A 20,884-nucleotide genomic window follows, 5' to 3' on the forward strand; every position below is an offset into this window, starting at 1 on the left:
CATTTCAAACGGTTAGTCGCGTTACGGCTTGCCAATTTTCCATTTCGAGACATTTCTTTGCGTGTTTCCGACCAGTGCCTCAGAAACATGCGGCAAGGTCATGGTAAAAAAAGTACAAAAGGGGTACCCCATGTCTTCGATCGGACGTTCTCGTGCCGTTGCACTCCGGCTCGCCGTTTCCTCGCTCTCGCTGGCAGTGGCCATGCCGGCTATCGCCCAGGCACAGGATGCTGCCGCACCGGCGCCGGCCGCGCAGGAAGAGGATAAGGGCGCTGGCAATGAAGTTGTGGTGACGGGCTCGCGCATCCGTCGCCCGGATTATGCTACCGCCAGCCCGATCGTCTCGCTGGGCAGCCAGCAGCTGCAACAGGCTGGTACCACGAACGTGACCGATTTCCTGACCGGCCTTCCTGCGCTCGTCGGCTCCTCGACCTCGCGCGACAATTCGGGTGATCGTGCCGGCATCGGTGCAACGGGTCTTAACCTGCTTAATCTGCGCAACCTCGGTACCGACCGGACGCTGGTGCTGGTCGATGGGCGCCGACATGTTTCGGGTCTGCCCGGCAGCCAGTCGGTCGATATCAATACCATTCCCGCAGACCTGATCGACCGCATCGACATCCTGACCGGCGGCGCCTCGGCCATTTACGGTGCGGATGGCGTGTCCGGCGTGGTCAATTTCATCATGAAGAAGGACTTCCAGGGCGTGTCGGCGCGCGCCCAGGCTGACATCAGCAAAGATGGTGATGCAGGCCAGCGGCTGCTCGCCGTTACCGCGGGGCAAAATTTCGCCGATGGCCGCGGCAACATCGCGATCGCCTATGAATATAATGATAGCGATCGTCTGCGGACCAAGGACCGCCAGGCTCTCACGGGCACCAACCGGGTCGGGTTCTACCGCAACCCCAATTATGTTGCAGGGCAGCCCGGTTCGTATCAGTACATCCCGCTGAGCGGCGTGCGGTACGGCCAGACCTCCCGGCAGGGTGCTGTGGACGTCGATTTCGACGGGCTGCCGGATTTCACGGGGAGTGGTGCGGTTTACAATCGCGGGACCAATCTTCCCGGAGGCTACACTCGCAACAGTGACGACACACTGGTTTCAGATTATGGCAACGATCTGCTGCCTAGCGTTCAGCGGCATGTCGCCAATGTCTTCGCCCATTACGACATTTCGGACAAGATTCAGCTGTTCGCGGAAGGCAAGTACGCCAATACCAAGTCCTATTCGCTCGGCCAGCCCACGTTCGACTATTATCTGTTCGTCCCGCAGGATAACCCGTACATTCCAACATCGATCCGCAATGCGATCGACCCGGCGCTTGGCGGTGTGCTGGTAACGCGCGACAATTTCGACCTCGGCCAGCGCGGCGAGAATATCAAGCGCGAGACATGGCGTTCGGTGGTGGGTGCCAAAGGCGATCTGAACCCGAGTATGCACTATGAGGTTTCGTACGTTTTCGGCCAGACGGATGTTACCAATCACTTTGTGAACGACATCTACAGTGACCGTTTCTTCGCGGCGCTCGACGCTGTGCGCAATCCGGCCAATGGCCAGATCACGTGCCGCGTCAATCTGGATCCCACCTGGACCCCAAATCAGCCCTATTCGAGCGGCCGGAACGTCATTTCGCCCACGACATTTTCGTCCGGACAATGCCAGCCGATCAATCTGTTCGGCGAGGGTATGACGAACCAGGCCGGACTGGACTTCATCCGCGCCAATACGACCGAGCATTCGCGCATCACCCAGAATGTAGTTTCCGGTTCGGTCAGCGGCGACCTGCGCGATCTGTTTACCCTGCCGGGCGGTGCCGTAGGCTATGCGATCGGTGCGGAATACCGCAAGGAAACTTCGCGTTTTACACCCGATCCGCTTGAGCAGCAGGGCCTAACCTTCACCAACAAGCTGTTGCCGACGCGCGGCAGTTTCGATGTGAAGGAAGCGTTTGGTGAAATCGACGTGCCGCTGCTGCGCGACCGCCCCTTTTTCCAAACGCTGGACTTCAGCGGCGCGCTGCGCTTCTCGGATTATTCGTCGATCGGCCACACGACGACCTGGAAGGGCGATGTGACCTGGGCACCCGTGCGTGACATCCGCTTCCGCGGCACGATCTCGAAGGCTGTTCGCGCGCCGAATATCGGCGAGCTGTACAGTGCGGCGTCGCAGACCTACGCTTTCTTCAATGATCCCTGCATCGTTTCGAACCGAAACCTGGGCAAGTCGACCCGTGCAGCCAATTGCCAGGCCATCCTGTCGCAGGCGGGGCTCACCCAGGCGCAGATCAACACCTTCGACGATCCTCGCAACTTCAACATCGCGGGTACTTCCAGCGGCAATGCCTCGCTGGCACCGGAAGAGGCACGCACCTGGACGGCTGGCGTGGTATTGCAGCCTCGGTTTATCCGGGGCCTCCAGCTCTCGCTCGACTGGTACAACATTGACCTGAAAAACGCGATCAACACGGTCGATCCGCAGCAACTGGCCGAGCTGTGCGTTGACCAGCCGACGATCAACAACAAGTTCTGCTCTAGCATCCAGCGTCAGCAAGGCACCGGTCTGATCTCCGGCTTCCAGGTGTTTCCGCAGAACGTCGCGAATTTCCGTACTGCCGGGCTGGACGCGAACCTGAACTATACCTTCACGCTCGAAAAGATCGGTACTTTCAACATTCGCGTGATCGCCAGCTACCTCGATAAGCTGACCTTCGTGGGAACGCCCGGCGCTGAACCGACGGATAACCGCGGCCAGCCTTATATGCCGAAATATCAGGCCTATACGAACATCACTTATTCGCGTGGCGCGTTCTCGTTCAACTACAGCCTGTCGTGGTGGGACAAGACGGAGCGCTTCTCGAAGGACGCACTTGCCGGAAACCCGAATTATGCTGCGCCGCAGTATCAATACTACAAGGAACGCTGGGTGCATAACATCTATGCCAGTGTCGATGTTGCCAAGCGCTTCCAGCTGTTTGGTGGCGTGAATAATCTGTTCAACCAGAAGCCGGACATCGGTTCGATCATGTATCCGACCGACTATACCGGCACCTCGTTATTCGCAGGATCGCGCGTAAAATTCTGACGCTATTTATGGCGTTGTAGAGAAGCGTCGCGTGGAAATTCCGCGCGGCGCTTTTTTATTGATACCCGAAGATACTATTGATGCGGGTGTTTTGCATTTCGATAATATTGCGTTATGCGCGTCTTTGGTCGCACAAGCCATGAACTTGGAGAAGGTATGCGATATCGGTTTTCGATGCTCGGCGCTCTTGTTTGTCTGGCTATTTCCGGCACGGCAGCCGGCTGCCCAGCCGGAAGGCAAAACCTATCTGATTGCGGCCGAACTGCGCGATGGCGACCGCTTGTTGTCTTCGCCCGCGCGGACGGTCAAGGAGGGAGAGGACGCCACCATCGAAGTTCAGGCGCAGAACGAGCACCATTATCGCGCCGTGATGCGGGTCGCCCGGCGGAGAAGGCGGGCAGCGTGCGCGTATCGTACAATATCGAAATTTCCCCTGAGGAGGTCGGGCACCGCGCAGTGACCTCCAGTCTGGTCATTTCGCTCGACCATCAAGGGGAGATCGCATTTGGCGACGGCAGCGGGACTGCCAAGCCTCTCCGGTTCCTCCTAAAGGTCCATCAGAACGCCTGAAAGACGACCGCGTTCGACCATGCAAAAAGGGCCGGGGATCGCTCCCCGGCCCTTTCCGTTTTCTGTTCCCGAAGGACTTAGACGGTGGCTACTTCGGCCACGTCCACCTTCACGCCCGGGCCCATCGACGACGAGAGGGCGACCTTCTTCAGATACTTGCCCTTGGCGCCCGCCGGCTTGGCCTTGACGACTGCGTCGACCAGCGCGTCGAAGTTGCGGCGCAGATCTTCGTTCGAGAAGCTCACCTTGCCGATGCCCGAGTGGATGATGCCGGCCTTTTCGACGCGGTATTCCACCTGACCGCCCTTGGCGGCCTTCACGGCTTCAGCGACGTTCATGGTCACGGTGCCGAGCTTCGGGTTCGGCATCAGGCCCTTCGGACCCAGCACCTTACCGAGGCGGCCGACCAGGCCCATCATGTCCGGGGTCGCGATGCAGCGATCGAAATCGATCGTGCCGCCCTGAATGGCTTCCATCAGGTCTTCGGCACCGACGACGTCGGCACCAGCGGCCTTGGCTTCGTCGGCCTTGGCGCCGCGGGCGAACACGCCGACGCGGACAGTCTTGCCGGTGCCGGCCGGGAGCGTGACGACGCCGCGGACCATCTGGTCGGCGTGGCGCGGATCGACGCCGAGGTTCAGCGCGACTTCGATCGACTCGTCGAACTTGGCGGTGGCGTACTGCTTCACCAGCGCGATCGCTTCATCGACGCCGTGCAGCTTGGTGGCGTCAACGGTCCAGGTCTTCTGCTTCTTGGTCAGCTTGGCCATGGGATCAGCCCTCCACCACTTCGAGGCCCATCGCGCGGGCCGAACCTTCGATGATCTTCGTCGCGGCTTCGATGTCGTTCGCGTTCAGGTCCTTCATCTTGACCTGGGCGATTTCCGACAGCTGCGAACGCTTGATCTTGCCCGCAACCACCTTGCCCGGCTCCTTCGAACCCGACTTCAGGTTGACGGCCTTCTTCAGCAGATAGGTCGCCGGGGGCGTCTTGGTTTCGAACGAGAAGGAACGATCTGCATAGACGGTGATGACGGTGGGGAGGGGGGTGCCCTTCTCCACGTCGCCGGTCGCGGCGTTGAACGCCTTGCAGAATTCCATGATGTTCACGCCGCGCTGACCCAAAGCAGGGCCGATCGGCGGCGAGGGGTTGGCGGCGCCGGCAGCCACCTGCAGCTTGATATAGCCGGTAATCTTCTTAGCCATGTCACTCTCTTTCAAGTCGAGCGGTACAAGCGACGGCCGCAAGGCCGCCTCCCGCATGGTTCCAATGCTGATGCGCTGGAAGCGCGGGCCGTTAGCGCAAAGTGCCGGTAATGGCAATCCCCGCGCGGCTCGGGAGATTGCCGGGGGCGCCTTTGTCCTTTGGAACGAATAAGCGGGAAATGGCCAACTCATTTTGGGCGCTTTTGCGATGATGGGCGAAAGTGAAGTGCGCCACAGGACTAAAAATGCGCTAGGCTAGGCACAGCAATGAACGGCCTGACTTCGTCTCCGCTCGAATCCCGCCGGCGTAACGCTGTGATTGCGGGCCTGTTGCTATTTCTGATTTCTGTGGCGGTGCTCGACTGCTGCAGTGCGCTCCTGCTGGAAAAATCGGCCTGGGTCGTCCCGGCCTGGTTCCCCAACGCGATTGTGCTTGCTGTACTCATCCGCACGCGCGGCAAGGGTTTTGGGCTGATTATCGCCGTTTCGGCATTCGGGTTGGCACTTGGCAACCTGCTCAGCAACGATACGTCGGGGGCTGCGCTTGCCTATGGCGTCGGCAACACGGCGGAGGTCGCCATCGCCGCGGCGATCATGAATCGCGGCCCGCCCGAGATGCGCTTCAATCTAACGGCACCGGCTGGCCTGTTCCGCTTCGCGCTGGCGGCAGGGGTGATTGCGCCGCTGGCCACGGCTGCGCCGTCGGTTTTGTTGGGCGGTCTCGCCGGCGAGAAGATGAGCTGGATCGCGGTGGCCGACTGGGTGCTCACCGACGGGATCGGCAATCTGGTGCTCACGCCGATCGCGGTGTTTCTCTACGATGCTGCCCGCACCCGCGTGCGCCCGTCGGGCCGCACGATCGTCGAATGGATGCTGATTTTCGGCGGCGGTACGCTGTTGACGCTGGTGGTGTTCACACAGAGCCATTTTCCCCTGCTGTTCCTGATCACGCCGTTTGTGCTGCTGGCGGCGTTTCGGCTGGGCGTAACCGGCGCGGCACTCGCTACCCTTATCGTGGCCATTATCGCGTCGGTTGGCACTACGCTGGACATGGGCCCCATTCATCTGGTGCAGGATGGGGTGCCGAGGCGAACCCTGATATTGCAGCTGTTCCTGCTGGTTACCTTTGCCTCGGCAGTGCCGGTCGCAGCAGCGATCCAGGAACTGCAGGCGATCCGCAGCCGGTTGAGCGGTAGCGAGCGTTTCCTACGCTCCACGCTCGACAATATGCGCGATATCGTGTTCCGCATCGACCGCGAAGGGCGCTGGACCTTCCTGAACCCCGTTTGGGAAGAAGTGTCGGGGTACAGCGTCGCCGAAACAGTGGGGCAGCCGGCACGAAGTTGGCTTTCCGAAGAATCCCTCGCGGCAGCGCGCGCGCTTCTGGACGATATCAACCGCGGCGGCCATCCCGAATTCATCGACATCAGTTTTCGTCGCAAGGATGGCTCCGAGTGGACGTCGGAGGCGCGTTTCGACCTGCTGCGCGACGAGCAGGGTGAATATGCCGGGCTGATCGGCAATCTGCGTGATGTTACCGGTCAGCGCGCCGACCAGCGGGCGCTGTGGGAAGGCGAGCGGCGGATGCAGATCATCGCCGATCTTTCGCCGGCGGGCATCGTCCGCACCGATACGCTCGGCGACATGACCTGGGCCAGTCCGGTCTGGCTGCAACTGACCGGCATGAAGCTGGAGGAAGTGCTCGGTGACGGCTGGGCCCAAAAACTCTATCCGGACGGCCCCGGTGAGGCATTGCAGGCGTGGCGCACGCTGATCGGCAGGGGAGTACCTTTCCAGCAGGAGTTCCGCTTCACCAACCAGGCCGGCGAGACGATGTGGGTGATGACCTATGGCCGGCCGGAGCGCGATCGCGACGACCGCGTGACCGGTTTCATCGTGCTGGTGCTCGACGTTACCGATCGCAAGCGCGCCGAACGCAAGCTCGCGGAGCGAGAGCGCGAGCTTAGCATTTTCGCCAGCAATGTGTCTGATGCGGTTTTCCGGCTGGACTTGCAGGGCCGCTGCCTGTCGGCAACACCTTCTACGCAGCACGTGCTGGGGCTGTCGCCGGAAGAGCTGGTCGGGCATTATATGCTCACCAATTTCCATCCAGACGATGATGCCGCGATCCGCGAAACCTTTACCGCCATGGCCGAGGGCAAGCGCGATCAGAGCGTGCTCGCCTATCGTGCGCGCCACACGGTCGACGACCGCTGGATGTGGCTGGAGGCCAATTCGCGGCTGGTGCGCGATGCGGAGGGACGTCCGCGCGAGATTGTGGCGTCTTTGCGAGATGTAACCGAGCGCAAGGAAATGGAGCAGGCACTGGACCGCGAGCGGCGGCGCGCCGAGAGCGCGACGCGGGCGAAGTCGCGCTTCCTCGCCAGCATGAGCCATGAAATCCGCACGCCCATGAACGGCGTGCTGGGCTTTGCCGACCTGCTGCTGGCGAGCGATCTGAACCCCGTGCAGCGCGAACAGGCCCGGCTGATTGCCGAATCCGGCCATATGATGATGCGTATCCTGAACGAGATTCTCGACCATTCGAAGATCGAGGCCGGGCAGATGGCGATCACCTCAGAGCCGGTCGATCTGGTTCATGCGATCCGGCGTTCGGTGCGGCTGTTCGAGTCCGCCGCCCGGCAAAAGGGTATCGCGCTCGACATGGAAATGGACCCCGCATTGCCGCGCTGGATATTGAGCGACGGGCTGCGGTTGCGGCAGATCATCACCAATCTTGTCGGCAACGCCGTGAAGTTCACGCGGCAGGGGAGCGTGCGCGTGGTGGCGACGCTCGCCCGTGGCGAGGAGGGCGCGACCCAGTTGCTGCTCGACGTCATCGATACCGGCCCTGGTATCCCAGCCGACCAGCAGGAGGCGGTGTTCGGCGAATTCGTGCAGGTGGATGAAGAAACCAGCCGGGCTTTGGGGGGCACGGGGCTTGGCCTTTCGATCAGCAGCCGCATGGCCAAGCTGATGGGAGGCGCGATCGGCCTGGAAAGCGAAGTGGGCAAAGGATCGCGTTTCCGGCTGGAGCTGCCGCTGCTGGCAGTCCCGCAGCCGGAGGAGGAAGAGGCGGCGGACGAACCGGACGCCGCTGGGCAAGGCGCACTGCCGGGCCGGGTGCTGGTTGCCGAAGACAATGACATCAACCAGCGCTTGATCGTCACGCTGCTCGCGCAACTGGGCATCGGGTGCGATGTCGTGTCCGACGGGGCGCAGGCGATTGCAGCCGTGTTGCGCGCGGAGGCCGAAGGGCGGGGCTATGATCTCGTGCTGATGGACCTGCAAATGCCCGAAGTCGACGGGTTCGAGGCAGTGCGCGCGATCCGCGATGCGGGTCTTGGCGCGGAGCAGGTGCCGGTGGTGGCAGTTACCGCCAATGCTTATCAGGAGGACATTCGCGCGGCGTTGCTGGCCGGGATGCAGGATCATATCGCCAAGCCGATCGATTTTGCCGCGCTGACCCGCGTGCTCCGCCGCTGGACGCGCGTGCCTGCAGAGGTGCCGACGCCCAATCTCAACCCGGCGCTGGACGAACTGCGCCCGCAATTCCGCCGCCGGTTGCGGGCGATCCGCGTGGCGCTCGCGGCTTGGGAAGGGGAGGCGACGCCGCCCGAGGACCGCGCGGCGCTGCGCAGCCTGTGCCATCAGGTGGCCGGCAATGCGGCGTTGTTCGGCTATGTCGCGTTGGGGGATGTCGCGCGGATGGTGGACCGTCAGCTGGTCGAGATCGAGCGCGGTGCCGCTCTCGACGCGCCTTTTGCGGCAGCGCTCGCGCTTCTCGGCCGGCGCGCGCGTGAGGCGACGGCGATCGAACTGGGACGCCTGCCCGCCGGTCCCGCCGCGGAGCTGGCTGCGGGTCTGTAAATTAGTGGCGGCGGAAGTGCTGCGCGAGGTGCAGCAGGCCGGCGATTGCAGCACCCACAGCCAGCCCAGCGAACCCGGCGCCCACCGCATTCACCACCCAGGCGACGACCCCGCCGCCCATCGGCGCGGCATGTTCCGCGACCTCGGCTGCGGCGTGCAGCGCATGCGGCAGCGCCCCCAGGCCAAAGGCTTCGAGGCCATGGAGCAGGATGCCGCCGCCCACCCAGGCCATTGCCGCGACGCCGATATGTGAGAGCGCAGTGAGGAGCAGAGGCATCGTCCGCACCAGTCCGCGACCCAGTGCCTGCGTCGCGGCGCCCGGCTTGCGACTGAGGTGCAAGCCGATATCATCCATCTTCACGATCACCGCCACGACGCCATACACGCCAACCGTGATCGCCACCGCCACTGCGACCAGTGCTGCTGCCTGGGTGCCCAGCGCCTGATCGCCGAGCTCCCCGAGCGCGATGGCCATTATCTCGGCCGAAAGGATGAAATCGGTCCGTACCGCGCCACTGACCTGGCGCTTTTCGAGCTCGACCGGATCGGCGATGGCGGCGACGGCTTCGGCGTTATGGCCGCCGGTGAGCGCTTCGAGAATCTTTTCTGCGGCCTCGAAGCACAGATAACTGCCGCCCAGCATCAGGATCGGCGTTAATGCCCAGGGGGCCAGCGCGCTCAACGCCAGGGCTGCGGGCAGGATGAAGAGCAGCTTGTTGCGCAGCGATCCCAGCGCGATCTTGCCGATGATCGGCAGTTCGCGGTCGGGGGAGAGCCCCGTCACATAGCGCGGCGTGACGGCCGTGTCGTCGATCACTACGCCGGCGGCTTTCACGCCCGCGCGTCCTGCCGCGCCGGCGACATCGTCGAGCGATGCCGCCGCCAGCTTCGCCAGCGCCGCCACATCATCCAGCAGTGCTACGAGTCCGCCCGGCATCTTCCCTTCCCCCTGTTGATGTCCTGATGGCGAGGCAGGAAAAATGGCCTCATCCGTGCGTTTCTGTCCCGCCCGCGCCGGCGCCGCCAATATCGCCCTCGGCCACCCATTCGCGCCACAGCAGCACCAGTGCCGCCATCACGGCCGGCCCCACGAACAGGCCGAGCAGGCCGATTGTCTCCACGCCGCCGACGATGCCGATCAATACCCAGACGAACGGCAGGCGCGTGGTGCCGCCGATCAGGCCGGGGCGGAGGAAGTGATCGATGACGAAATTGAGCGCGAAGCCGACGCCGCCCACGACAATCGCCGCGATTACGCTGCCTTTGGCCAGCAACAGCAGCACCGCGACCGCCAGTACCGTCACCAGCCCGAAGGGAATGATCGAGGCGAAACCGGAGAAAAGCCCCACCGGAATCGGGTGCGGCACGCCGCCGGCGAGATACAGGATCGCCATCAGGAAGCCCTGCGCCATCCCCAGCAGGACGAGCCCGTCGACCGCGCCGCGCACCGCCGCGAAGATCTGCCGCCCCAGCCGGTCGCCGGCATCGCCAAACGCGCGGGTGGCGCCGCGTTCGAGCTGACGGACAATACCGTCGCGATCGCGCAGCAGGAAGAACAGCACGATCAGCGTGAAGCCGAACACCACCACGCGGCGCACCAGCGTATGGGTCAGCGCCTGCGAATGGTTGAACCACAGCGAATGGTCGAGCCGGCCGATTTCGGCGGAGGCGGCCTGCGGCGTGGCGAGATGGACGTTCCACCAGGCGGTGACTTCGGCCGCCCCCCAGGGCAGGCGCGCAACCCAGTCGGGCAGTGGCACGCCATGCGCGCGCGCGTCCGCGATCCAGTGGGCAGCCGCCTGAATTTCAACAACCGCCTGGCTGACGGCGATGCTGAGCGGCAGCAGCACGATCAGCAGCACCCCCAGCGTCAGCAGCGCCGCGATCACCGTCGCGTGTTTGGGGAACCGATCGAGCAGACGACGGCGCACCGGGTCGACTGCGATCGCAAGCACACCCGCCCAGAGCACCGCCGGTACGAAGGCCATGCCGATCCACAGTGCAGCGGCCGCAATCGCTGCCGCCAGCACGATGCGGGCGCGGGTTTGAGCCTTGGTGGTATGCGGCATTGCGTTCCCCCGTGCGGCAATGGCGCCGCCAATGCCGCGTTACTTCACCCGTTCGACGTCCTCGAAGCCCAGTTCCAGCGGCGTGGCGCGGCCGAAGATCGAGATCGACACCTTCACGCGGTTCTTGTCGTAGTCCAGCTCTTCGACCACGCCCGAGAAGGTGGCGAAGTTGCCGCTGATGACCTTGACCGTATCGCCGATGTCGTAATCGACCTTGAGCTTGGTCTTGGGGGCTGCCGTTGCCGCTTCTTCCTTGGTGTTCAGGATGCGGGCGGCTTCCGCCTCGCTGATCGGCTGGGGCTTGCCCGAGCTGCCGAGGAAGCCGGTCACCTTGGGCGTGTTCTTCACCAGGTGATAGACGTCGTCGTTCATTTCCAGCTTGGCGAGGACATAGCCGGGGAAGAATTTGCGCTCGGACTGGATCTTCTTGCCGCGACGCACTTCGGTGACGGTTTCGGTAGGAACCTCGACCGCCTCGACCAGTCGGTCGAGGCCCATGCGGGTGGCGTCGGCCAGGATCTGGTCGCGGACCTTGCCCTCGAAACCGGAATAAGCGTGGATGATGTACCAGCGCGACATGGTCTTTGTTCTTTCCCTTACTGCGCGAGGCGGAGGAGGCTGTTGACGATCAGGTCGAAGACCGAATCGATGCCGAGGAAGAAGACGCCGAGCAGCGACGTCATGATCATCACCATGACGCCGGTCATGATCGTCTCGCGCCGGGTGGGCCAGCTGATCTTGCGGGCTTCGGCACGCACCTGCTTTACGAATTCGACGGGACTGGTCTTCGCCACTTGGGGCCATCCTCGCTAAAGAAACTTTGGTCCTTCGGCGGGCATGGGTCCGCTGCCCGGTCCTTGTCAGGAACCGGTGCTTTCCCACCACGCTGTCGGATAGGGGACCGTATCTAGCGGTTCGTGCCGCCTTGTGCAAGCACGGCCGCGCGGCGCTTCGCTCAGCGGCGCTTCAGCCCGTGGAGCTTGTGCCAGACGAACAGGCCGATCGCGACCACCAGCACCACGCCGATCAGCGCATCGGCGCTGTGGAAGGCTGCTTTCAGCCGGGGATCGCTGTTCCATTTGTCGCCCAGCGTCATGCCCACCCAGGCGAGGCCGAAACACCACGGCCAGCTGCCGATGAAGGTATAGATATGGAACGGCACCAGCTTCATCCGTGCGACGCCGGCCGGAAAGGCGATGAACGAGCGGATGACGGGCAGCAGCCGTCCGATCAGCACCGCAATGCTGCCCCAGCGTGCGAAGAAGCGATCCGCCGCATCGATCTCGCCTGCGCCGATCAGCACATAGCGTCCCCAGCGCAGTGCCATCGGCCGGCCGCCGCGCTTGCCGATCTCGTAGGCGACGATCGACCCCAGATTGCACCCGATCGCGCCGGCGGTGGCGGCAAGATACAGGTCGAACCGCCCGGTTGACACCAGATAGCCGGCAAAGGGCATGATGATTTCCGACGGCAGCGGAATGCAGGCGGATTCGATCGCCATCAGCAATACGATGCCAAGATAGCCGCCCGTGGAAATGACGCCGATGATGAAGGTGGCAAGAATGCCGAGGATGCGTTCGACCATGGCCCGCTCGTTGCGCGAGGACGGCGCGCTTGGGAAGGGGGTTTTTGCCGGCGGTTGCAACTGTGGCTCTTCGTTTTGGCAATTGACGCGCCGATGATCCTGCACGTCTTCCCGGTGTCGAAGAATCCTATTCGGTTTGAAGAGCGCAATGTTGAAAACGTTTGGCTGAGTGCGACGCACGAAGCATCCGAATCCAGCTGGCCATGACGCGCGATCGGTTAGCTAAGGAATCAAGTGTCTATTTGAACCATACTGGGGGTTTCCCTAGCTCGTTGAACAACGAGGTGGGGCATGAGTGTAACACGAACGTCCTGATGCGTGCTCTAAACACAGCGGTAATCCCGACTCGATGCGAGTGCTTATGTCTGGTTCCAACAGGATCAACTTGTTGAGCCTTTTCTGCTCCTGCATGGGCCATGCGCTCATTCTGGGCGGCATCATGTATGGATTGCTGGATCACCATCGGGAAACCGCAGGATCGAAGCCGGCGAGTCGACCGCTCGTGATTGAATTGCTCCCGCTCGATCGCGAAGCGCCGCGCAAGGCGGCGCTGTCGGCGCCGGAGGTGCAGCCCGCTGCACGCCGCGCCGATGGCGAGCCTGGCCAGCGCCCGGATCCGCTTCGGGCGGTGACTTTGGGCGCGCCAAGCGTATCGGACCAGAAGGCGATCGCCGGTATTTCGTCGGAATCGCCCGCGCCCCTCGAGCGGGGCGGCGCGACGGCATCGGAGTTCAGCGACTATCAACGCCGCCTGCACGAGGCGGTGGCGCGCAGCAGTCGCTATCCAGCGGAGGCGCGTCGCGCACACCTCGCTGGTGTGACACAGCTTGCTTTCCGGATCGACCGCAGCGGCGCGGTGCTAGAAAGCTGGATACAAAAGAGTTCGGGCTCTGAATTACTCGACAATGCCGCGCTGGAGGCGCTGGTACGTGCCCAGCCGCTGCCGCCAATGCCTGCAGGCCTTCCACCGCAGCTCGATTTTCTGATCGAGATCGACCTGTCGGTGCTGCAGCAGGCCGCCAATCACACGACCGGTTGAAGGGGAAACCTTATTTCCGCTTGCGACCTTGTTGCCAGGCCGATCGAGGCGAGTTTGTGAGTGCGTCTCCGCGCGACAGGCTGATTGCGCTGCTGGTCGGGGAATTTGCCGACTTCCGGCGGCGCCTCACTGGCCGCCTGGGCTCCGCCGATGCTGCTAACGAGGCATTGCAGGACACCTATGTCCGCTTGCGGCGCACCGACATGGTGGACGAGGTTCGCAACCCACGCTCTTATCTCCTCAGCATGGCGATCAATATCGCGATCAACCGGTTCCGCTCCGAGGCGCGGCATTTGTCGGCGGCGGACGTGCAGGAATTGATCGACCTGCCCGATGAAGCGCCTAGTCCCGAACATGTAGCTGGGGCCCGGTCTGACCTGGAGGCAGTGGAGCGTGCGCTGAACGGGCTGCCAGAGCGGCGGCGTGCCATGTTTCGCCGCTTCTGGGTAAATAATCAGGGCTATAAAGAAATTGCTTTGGAATTCAACGTGTCGGAAAGGACTGTGCGCAACGAGCTGTTGCTCGCTACCCGATATTTGCACAAGGCAACCGAAGATATTTTTGTTCTACCCTTGCAAAAATCACACGCCGAAAGTGTCTCCTCGATAGGAGACGGGGGGCGGTGAGGCTATACGGCCCGCCGGCTTCGGGAGCGAACGGACGGCTATTCGGGATGACGCAAGGGAGCGGCTGGACAGATACTGACGCCTCGCGCTTGCGCCTGGAGGGCCTGGATCACCTCAATCGCCTGCTTTCGGGCGAAGCGACGGACCGGGACGCAGCCGCATTGATCGCGTGGCGGAGCCAGAGCGCGGCGCATGAAGAGGCGTTCCGCGCTGCAGTGCGGCTGCGCCAGCTCGTGCAAATGGTCGAGACGCGCGGCGCAGGCGGCGCGACGAACGGAAGCTCGGCGGGCCATGCCACGACCGTGGGAGAGGACGCCGAAGCTCAACCGCTTCCGGATGGCAATATTCTTCCCTTCGTTAGGCCAGCCTCGCGTGCGATGATAACGCGCCGGCACTTTTTCGGCGGTGCGATCGCAGCCTCGGTTGCCGGGGGGGCGATCCTCACGGGCCGTCTTCTGGATTTTGTACCAAGCGTAGCCGAGGCGGTGGCCGATTATCGTACCGGCCCCGGCGAACGTCGGCTGGTGCAACTGGCCGATGGCGCCAGTGTCGATCTGAATACGCGGACCAGCATCAACCTGCGCCACGGCCTCGCCATGCCGGCGGTTGAACTGGTCGCTGGGGAAGCGGTGCTCAACAGCGGCAGGGTGCCGGCGGCATTGCTGGCCGGTTCGGGGACCAGCGTTGTGCGCGGGGGGCGGTTCAACGCGCGGCGGGATGGCGCGGCAGTGTGCGTCACTTGCCTTGCCGGCACGGTCGATGTTCACTGGAACGCAGAGCAGCGCAGCCTGCAGCCTGCGGACAGCGTACGCTATGACGGCAGCGCGATCGGCAACGTCAATCGAAGCGTCGATCCAGCCGTGCTGACGGCATGGCAGACCGGCACGCTGATCTTTCGCAACATGCCCCTGGGACAGGTGGTGGCAGAGATCAACCGCTATCGTGCCGGCAAGGTTTTTGTCGCAAATACTGATTTGTACAAGAAGTCGCTCAGCGGAACCTATCAGGTGGCGCGCCTGGACGACTTTTTCAGTCAGGTTCAATTGATCATGGGTGTCGGTGTTACGCGCTTGCCGGGCAACGTCGTTGTTCTGACCTGATCGATTTTGTACGCGCTCGGCGCTGTAGTGTCATTTTATTGAAACATAAAATTTTTGCACAAAATCGCTCCTCCGCCTGTCTCCCTTTCGGGATCATTTGGGGGAAGGCGCATGTTTCGCAGCCAGGCTGTGCAGGACGAGCGCGTAGAGCAGCGGGGCGGGGGCGATTTCGCGAGCGCGGTGCATGCGCCGGGATGGGCGGAGATCGGGGCTTCCATTCCGAAGCTCAGCGAATGTCGCTCCGCCGCTGACCTGCGCAGCTGGCTGCAGCGTTTCGCGCATCAGCTTGGCTTTTTCGGCGGGCGGTACATTCAGCTCGGGCGACCCTGCTGGGGCATGGACGAAAGCGAACCGGGAGTCGCCATTCGCCATTTGTCGACTTCTGTCGATGCGGATCGCGAAGATGCCGAGTGGATCGGTAGCGATCCTTCGATTGCACGGATACGCGGAAGCTACGCTCCCTTTTGCTGGTCGACGCGCGGCTCGGCGGCTGCGCTGTCCGCGCGGCAGCGGGCATGGATCCAGGGTGAGCGTGCGCGCGGTATTGATGCAGGGCTTGCCATTCCGGTGCAGGACAGCGCCGGTTGCCCGGCCTATCTCAGCCTGTTCGGGTATGATGCGGATTCGATCGATCAGCTGATCGCGCGGCGCGCGCCGGAACTCGCCTTTCTCGCCAGCCAATTCCACGCGCTTGCCAAAACCATGGTGCCGGTCGCCGAATGGGTGGGACGCGGACCGCGTCTGTCCAATCGCGAACTCGAATGCCTGAAGCTCGCAGCCCTGGGCCAGACCGTCGACGAAAGCGGTCACACATTGGGGATTTCGGGTCGGACCGTGGAGTTCCACCTGCGCAATGCGCTCGAAAAGCTTGGCGCGCCGACCAAGCTGCGCGCGGTGGTGCTGGCGTTCGGCGCGGGGGCTGCGATAGGCCTGTGACTGGGCTAGTCCCCGGTCGAGGCGCGGCCGCGTAGAGCGATCAGCAACGGCTGTGCCATGCCCGGCGGCGGCGCCGAGACAATGCGTCCGAGCAACGCCTCGCGCACCAGCTGGTCTTTGTGTCGGTCGCCGCTGCCGCGTTCTACCCGAATTTCGGTTATCTCGCCGCCATTGGCCACTCGAAGCGCGAGCTGAACGGTAAACATCAGCCGTTGCGTCCGCTTGTCGGCATGCAGATGTGCCTGCAGCTCGCTCTCGAGGCGGCCGTAGAAAACCATGTGGTCTACCGGGCTGGGCCGGGTCGATGCCACTTTTTCGCGTACCACGACCCGGCCGAGCGGTAGCGGTGCCGCTTCGGTGCTCCGCTCGGGCAAGGTGATGACGGCGGCACTTGCCCGGCTGTAACGCGCGACCAGTCCGGTGCCGCGGAGCAGCAGTGCCAATGCGATGCGCGGCGCATAATTGCCGTGTACGGCGCTCGACCGGCGGCCAGCCGTAATCTGGCTGTCGTAGAGGAGCTGCACGCCCGTCAGCCGGAAATATTGCGTCAGCGCGCTATCGAGCGGCTGTTCGGGAATGTCGAACGCCATGCGCTGGTCGACAGCGCTTTCCTGCGCGGCTGCCACAGGCGCGATTAGCGCTGCGGCGGCCAGGGAAAGGAGCGGGATGCGAGGGGCAGGCACGGCGCCCTCATAAAGGATATAGCGGAACAGTTACACAGCTTCCGAACAGAATAGAACGGAATGCTTTGTCGTAACTTTCCTATAGCCCCTGGTATATGCCAGTATTCGTGCCGATCGTTGCTGTACATCCAGACGTGAAATAATTCTGTAACAAATTTTTTTTGCCAAAATCGCGCACTCGCCTTGTCCACTTATCAACGGGGCAAGTTCTCGCGGGGGGCAAGAGCACATGCATGGGGGCGGCGCGTTGGCGCGACAGGGCAGGCGCTGGGCGTGGCGTAGGTCCGCCGGTGTTGGCACCCCGGCGCGCCGGGCAGGTGCGGCCATGCTGCCGGGAGCAGTTACCGTTTGCGGGTGTCGGGGGGCAGGGTTTGGTTCCGCCCAAATACCCCGTGCCGACTTGTGCGCGACGATCCGGGGGGATTCTGGCGAGCGTCGCCGCGCAGCGACTGGGCAGCCGCTGGCGCACGGTCGGCCCGCCTTTTTCGGGGCTTTTCCCGCGCGCGGCGCCTGCGGCGCCTTTCCGATCTGACATGCGAGAGTCTTCCGCCCCCATGATGTGCTTTGTCGAACATCGCGTGACCTGCCTTGCCCATCGGCGACGTTCCGGCACGGGCTGCGCACTCCTGTCTGCCGCCATGCTGCTGGGCGGCGTTGCGGCGCTGATGCCGGATACGGCGCGGGCACAGGGGGGCGAAACGGCAGCGCGGCAGACCGCGCAGGCGGCGCCCGCAAAATTCATGATTGCGGCGATTGACGTCTCGGGCGTCACCAAGCTCAGCAATGCCGAGCTCGAAAAGCTGATCTATCCCTATCTCGGCCCCGATCGCAGCAATGCAGATGTCGTTGCCGCGCAAAAGGCGCTGCAACAGGCTTATGCCGCCAAGGGCTATGACGCGGTCGATGTCGAAATTCCGATTCAGGCGAACGAGACGTTCAGCCAGGGCATCGTCGTGCTCGCCGTCCACGAGGCGCCGCTCGGCAAGGTCGCGGTAGTCGATGCGAAGCACCATGATCCCGACAAGGCGCGCGCCCAGGTGCCGTCGCTGGTGGCGGGGCAGCCGGTCAATCTTGCCGCCCTCCAGCGCGACATAACGGAGGCGAACCGCTTTCCCGACCGGCAGATCAGCCCCAAGTTCAAGCCTGGTGCCGAGCCGGGCACCGTGGATGTCGACCTGCAAGTCGAAGATCGGGTGCCGTTCCACGCGAGCGTAGAGTTAAACAACGACAACAGCCCGAATACGCGCCCGCTGCGGCTGGGCGGCACCGTTCGCTACAGCAATTTGTGGGGTGAGGGCCACACGCTGTCGATAACGGGGGCGCTGGCGCCGCAGAGCACGAAGCAGAGCGCCGTGATCTCCGCCTCGTACAATGCGCCGCTGATCGGCACGCCCTGGTCGTTTCTGCTCTATGGGTATCGCTCGAACAGCAACGTCGCTGCCCTGGGCGGCGCCAATGTGCTCGGCAATGGCTATCAGGTCGGCTTTCGTGCCGTGTACCGGCTGCCCAGCGATAAGTCGTTCCAGCAGATCAGCTTCGGGCCCGACTTCAAATCGTTCAAGGAAAATATCTCGCTGAAGGGCGAGGCGCTGCAGCCGACCCGCATCCGCTATGTTCCGTTCGTGGCCGAATATTCGGCAAGCGCGGCTGGCGAGCGATCGAGCTTTGGCCTGACGCTGGGAGCAACCGGTGGCTTGCGCATCCTGCGACGCGATGATTGTTTCGAATATCAGGGAACGATTCCGCAGGGTGTGCTGACCTGCAAGCTTGGTAACGGAACCGGCATCGTCGCCGACCAGTTTACCGGCCGCGGCATCGATGCGAGCGAGAACTTCCTCCACCTCAATATCGACGCCAGCTACACCCGCAGCCTGGTCCGGGATTTCCAGTTGCAACTGCATCTGGCCGGTCAATTGGCGGATTCCAGCCTCGTCACCAACGAGCAATTCTCGGTCGGCGGCCTTACCAGCGTGCGCGGCTATTATGTGTCGGAAGCCGTGGGCGACGACGGCATCAATTCGACGATCGAGCTGCGCACCCCGGATTTCGGCCCGTCGATCGGTTCGTTCGTCGGCAATCTGCGCCTCTTCAGCTTTTTCGACACCGGCTTCGCCTGGGTGCGCAAGCCGGCGGCGGGCCAGCAACGCTCGTTCCGCCTCTACAGCGCGGGCGGCGGCGTGCGGCTCCAGCTTTTCCGGCTGGTTACCGGCGAATTCGTGGTCGGCGTCCCGCTGCGTGGCGGCCCGATCAGCGACCGAGGCGACCCGCGATACAGTTTCTCGCTCAAGGGCGAATTTTGACAACCGACAGGAATGGGGGGCCAAAGTGGGCCGATTTTTTCTAGCATGGTTGATCGCGCTCCTTGCGGTCACGTCTCCTGCGTTCGCACAGGCCGGTAGCGGCTGGTGGAACAAGGACTGGCCGTATCGCCGCGCAGTGACGCTCGATACGTCGGCTTCAGGCGCCAACCTCAGCGGGGCGATCGGTCGCACCGTCCTGCTGGTGCGGCTGCATAATGCCAACTTTTCGTTCAGCGACGCGCTGGAGAATGGCGCCGATCTGCGCGTAATCGATGCCGACGGCAAGACGCCGCTGCCTTTCCATATCGAGCGCTATGATGCCACCAACGGCCTGGCGGCGCTATGGGTCAGTGTGCCCAACCTTGCCGGTGGGGAAAAACGTCGGCTGTGGCTCTATTTCGGCAACAAGAATGCGCCGGCCGGCAGCGATGTCGCGCGCACGTACGACGCGGATACGCTGGGCGCCTATCATTTCAGCGACGCGGCGGGCAAGCCAGCGGCCGACCTGACCGCCAATGGCAGCAATGCCCAGAATGCAGTTCCTGCGATCGACGAAAACGGTGTTATCGCGCGCGCCGCCCGCTTTCCGGGCAGCGGCGAGCTGGTGATCCCGGCGACGCCGGCGCTGGCGATGCCTGCAGGTGCGCCCTTTACGTTCCAGGCGTGGGTGAAGCTGGAACGGCTTGCCGGCGAACAGGCTGTGTTCACGCGCGGTCCACTGGTGATCGGTGCGGCAAACGGCGTGCCCTTCGCGCTGGTGGGTAGCCAGCGAATGCAGGCAGCGGCGCCCCTCAAGCAGGGCGAATGGGCGCATCTCGCCTTCGTCGCCGATGCTCAGGGTGCACGGCTATATGTAAATGGCGTAGAAGCGGGCGCTGCGGCCGGGGCGCTGCCCGCGCTCGACGGCCCGGTACTGCTGGGCGGCGGCGGCGGTCGCCCCCTGACCGGCGAACTCGACGAAGTACGCTTCGCGAAGGCGGCGCGTCCGGCCGCCATGATCGCAGCCCAGGCGCAGGCCGAAGGCCCGGGCAACAAGCTGGTGAGCGTCGCCGGCACTGCCGAGCGGCAGAGTGCGGGCGGCAGCACCTTCTTCTATGTGCTGGGCAAAGTGGAGGCAGTCGATGCTTTCATCATCGGTCTCTGCCTGTTCATCCTGGCCCTGGCGATCGGCGTGATGGTCGCCAAGGCGCGTTATATCGGCCGCGTGGTGCGCGCCAACGCCGCATTCCTTCACCGCTTCCGGGCGCTGCACGAACAGCTGCGCAGCATGAAGGCGGTCGAGGGCATCGGCCCGCGCGAGCAGGCGGTGATCGATCGCTCGCCGCTGGCACATCTGTATGAAACTGGCATCGAGGAACTCGAAGCCCGCCGTCAGCGGCGCAGCTCCGGCAGCTTCTCCGCGGAGAGCGTGGAGGCGATGCGCGCGGCAGTTGATAGCGTGGTCGTGGCCGAGCAGCAGAAGTTCGACAGCTGGATGGTGCTGCTCACCATCGCGATTTCAGGCGGTCCGTTCATCGGCCTGCTTGGCACGGTGCTGGGCGTGATGAACACCTTTGCCGGTGTGGCGCAGGCGGGCGACGTCAATGTCAACGCCATCGCGCCGGGCATCGCCGCCGCACTGATGGCGACCATCGCCGGGCTGGCCTGCGCGATCCCCTCGCTGTTCGGGTACAATTATCTGAACACCCGGATCACTGCGCTGTCGGATGAGATGCGAGTGTTCGTCGATCGTCTGATCGCGCGCCTTGCCGAAATGCAGAGCGAGGGCGGCCCGATGCCTGCCCCCGCAATGGCCGCCGAATAGGCCGGGCAAGGGGA

The 20,884-nt window shown here is 63.4% G+C and carries 17 protein-coding genes; 9 read left to right on the top strand and 8 right to left on the bottom strand.

What is annotated here, in order from left to right; all coding sequences use genetic code 11:
* Positions 1 to 61: 61 nt before the first annotated feature.
* Both ACT53K_RS03780 and ACT53K_RS03785 read left to right on the top strand, forming a co-directional pair.
* Entirely contained in the window at positions 62 to 3,082 is a 3,021-nt protein-coding gene (locus ACT53K_RS03780) for a TonB-dependent receptor plug domain-containing protein (protein ID WP_476227191.1), read from the top strand.
* A 31-nt stretch (positions 3,083 to 3,113) separates the two neighbouring features.
* Complete coding sequence (locus ACT53K_RS03785; RefSeq protein WP_476227192.1) at positions 3,114 to 3,542, top strand: hypothetical protein; 429 nt, start codon at positions 3,114 to 3,116, stop codon at positions 3,540 to 3,542.
* Positions 3,543 to 3,729: 187 nt separating this feature from the next.
* Here the strand turns inward: ACT53K_RS03785 and rplA are convergent, their stop codons facing one another.
* Together rplA and rplK are read right to left on the bottom strand one after the other, a co-directional pair.
* Positions 3,730 to 4,422, bottom strand: a complete 693-nt coding sequence (gene rplA, locus ACT53K_RS03790) for a 50S ribosomal protein L1 (RefSeq protein WP_476227193.1) — start codon at positions 4,420 to 4,422, stop codon at positions 3,730 to 3,732.
* A gap of 4 nt (positions 4,423 to 4,426) precedes the next feature.
* Complete coding sequence (rplK, locus tag ACT53K_RS03795; RefSeq protein ID WP_125972052.1) at positions 4,427 to 4,858, bottom strand: 50S ribosomal protein L11; 432 nt, start codon at positions 4,856 to 4,858, stop codon at positions 4,427 to 4,429.
* A gap of 267 nt (positions 4,859 to 5,125) precedes the next feature.
* Between rplK and ACT53K_RS03800 the strand changes: the two genes are divergently transcribed.
* A complete protein-coding gene (locus ACT53K_RS03800) occupies positions 5,126 to 8,728 on the top strand; it encodes a PAS domain S-box protein (protein ID WP_476227194.1) in 3,603 nt (1,200 codons plus the stop codon).
* A 1-nt stretch (position 8,729) separates the two neighbouring features.
* On the opposite strand, the gene ACT53K_RS03805 is transcribed toward ACT53K_RS03800, so the two are convergent.
* The 5 genes from ACT53K_RS03805 to ACT53K_RS03825 all read right to left on the bottom strand — a co-directional run bounded on the left by ACT53K_RS03805 (position 8,730) and on the right by ACT53K_RS03825 (position 12,382).
* The gene (locus tag ACT53K_RS03805; RefSeq protein ID WP_476227195.1) at positions 8,730 to 9,665 is read right to left on the bottom strand and encodes a DUF808 domain-containing protein; all 936 of its coding nucleotides are present in this window, start codon (positions 9,663 to 9,665) and stop codon (positions 8,730 to 8,732) included.
* Positions 9,666 to 9,714: 49 nt separating this feature from the next.
* A complete protein-coding gene (locus ACT53K_RS03810) occupies positions 9,715 to 10,797 on the bottom strand; it encodes an AI-2E family transporter (protein WP_476227196.1) in 1,083 nt (360 codons plus the stop codon).
* 39 nt (positions 10,798 to 10,836) lie between these two features.
* Positions 10,837 to 11,376 (bottom strand): transcription termination/antitermination protein NusG, encoded by a 540-nt coding sequence (gene nusG, locus ACT53K_RS03815; protein ID WP_476227197.1) that lies wholly within the window; start codon positions 11,374 to 11,376, stop codon positions 10,837 to 10,839.
* Positions 11,377 to 11,393: 17 nt separating this feature from the next.
* On the bottom strand, positions 11,394 to 11,591 hold the full coding sequence (gene secE / locus ACT53K_RS03820) for a preprotein translocase subunit SecE (protein WP_476227198.1): 198 nt from the start codon (positions 11,589 to 11,591) through the stop codon (positions 11,394 to 11,396).
* A 161-nt stretch (positions 11,592 to 11,752) separates the two neighbouring features.
* Positions 11,753 to 12,382, bottom strand: coding sequence for a DedA family protein (locus ACT53K_RS03825; RefSeq protein WP_476227199.1), 630 nt, complete (start codon positions 12,380 to 12,382; stop codon positions 11,753 to 11,755).
* 502 nt (positions 12,383 to 12,884) lie between these two features.
* On the opposite strand from ACT53K_RS03825, the gene ACT53K_RS03830 reads away from it, so the two are divergent.
* The 4 genes from ACT53K_RS03830 (at position 12,885) to ACT53K_RS03845 (ending at position 16,083) form a co-directional block, all read left to right on the top strand.
* A complete protein-coding gene (locus ACT53K_RS03830) occupies positions 12,885 to 13,421 on the top strand; it encodes an energy transducer TonB (RefSeq protein ID WP_476227200.1) in 537 nt (178 codons plus the stop codon).
* Positions 13,422 to 13,477: 56 nt separating this feature from the next.
* Complete coding sequence (locus ACT53K_RS03835) at positions 13,478 to 14,047, top strand: RNA polymerase sigma factor (protein WP_476227201.1); 570 nt, start codon at positions 13,478 to 13,480, stop codon at positions 14,045 to 14,047.
* Positions 14,048 to 14,094: 47 nt separating this feature from the next.
* A complete protein-coding gene (locus ACT53K_RS03840) occupies positions 14,095 to 15,147 on the top strand; it encodes a FecR family protein (RefSeq protein WP_476227202.1) in 1,053 nt (350 codons plus the stop codon).
* A 111-nt stretch (positions 15,148 to 15,258) separates the two neighbouring features.
* Positions 15,259 to 16,083, top strand: a complete 825-nt coding sequence (locus tag ACT53K_RS03845) for a helix-turn-helix transcriptional regulator (RefSeq protein WP_476227203.1) — start codon at positions 15,259 to 15,261, stop codon at positions 16,081 to 16,083.
* Between the two features lie 5 nt (positions 16,084 to 16,088).
* Here the strand turns inward: ACT53K_RS03845 and ACT53K_RS03850 are convergent, their stop codons facing one another.
* Complete coding sequence (locus tag ACT53K_RS03850; protein ID WP_476227204.1) at positions 16,089 to 16,766, bottom strand: secretin and TonB N-terminal domain-containing protein; 678 nt, start codon at positions 16,764 to 16,766, stop codon at positions 16,089 to 16,091.
* 554 nt (positions 16,767 to 17,320) lie between these two features.
* Here ACT53K_RS03850 and ACT53K_RS03855 point away from each other — a divergent pair.
* Entirely contained in the window at positions 17,321 to 19,066 is a 1,746-nt protein-coding gene (locus ACT53K_RS03855) for a ShlB/FhaC/HecB family hemolysin secretion/activation protein (protein ID WP_476227205.1), read from the top strand.
* A 49-nt stretch (positions 19,067 to 19,115) separates the two neighbouring features.
* Positions 19,116 to 20,870 carry a DUF2341 domain-containing protein gene (locus ACT53K_RS03860; RefSeq protein ID WP_476227206.1) on the top strand — a complete coding sequence of 585 codons (1,755 nt, stop codon included), beginning with the start codon at positions 19,116 to 19,118 and terminating at the stop codon, positions 20,868 to 20,870.
* Positions 20,871 to 20,884 lie beyond the last annotated feature (14 nt).

It is taken from the genome of Sphingomonas sp. DMC8 (assembly GCF_056314185.1).

Coding starts and splice junctions, on each gene's coding strand:
- ACT53K_RS03840 (WP_476227202.1), top strand. CDS start 14,095: ATGACGCAAGGGAGCGGCTGGACAGATACTGACGCCTCGCGCTTGCGC.
- rplA (WP_476227193.1), bottom strand. CDS start 4,422: ATGGCCAAGCTGACCAAGAAGCAGAAGACCTGGACCGTTGACGCCACC.
- ACT53K_RS03810 (WP_476227196.1), bottom strand. CDS start 10,797: ATGCCGCATACCACCAAGGCTCAAACCCGCGCCCGCATCGTGCTGGCG.
- rplK (WP_125972052.1), bottom strand. CDS start 4,858: ATGGCTAAGAAGATTACCGGCTATATCAAGCTGCAGGTGGCTGCCGGC.
- ACT53K_RS03825 (WP_476227199.1), bottom strand. CDS start 12,382: ATGGTCGAACGCATCCTCGGCATTCTTGCCACCTTCATCATCGGCGTC.
- nusG (WP_476227197.1), bottom strand. CDS start 11,376: ATGTCGCGCTGGTACATCATCCACGCTTATTCCGGTTTCGAGGGCAAG.
- ACT53K_RS03845 (WP_476227203.1), top strand. CDS start 15,259: ATGTTTCGCAGCCAGGCTGTGCAGGACGAGCGCGTAGAGCAGCGGGGC.
- ACT53K_RS03805 (WP_476227195.1), bottom strand. CDS start 9,665: ATGCCGGGCGGACTCGTAGCACTGCTGGATGATGTGGCGGCGCTGGCG.
- ACT53K_RS03800 (WP_476227194.1), top strand. CDS start 5,126: ATGAACGGCCTGACTTCGTCTCCGCTCGAATCCCGCCGGCGTAACGCT.
- ACT53K_RS03855 (WP_476227205.1), top strand. CDS start 17,321: ATGATGTGCTTTGTCGAACATCGCGTGACCTGCCTTGCCCATCGGCGA.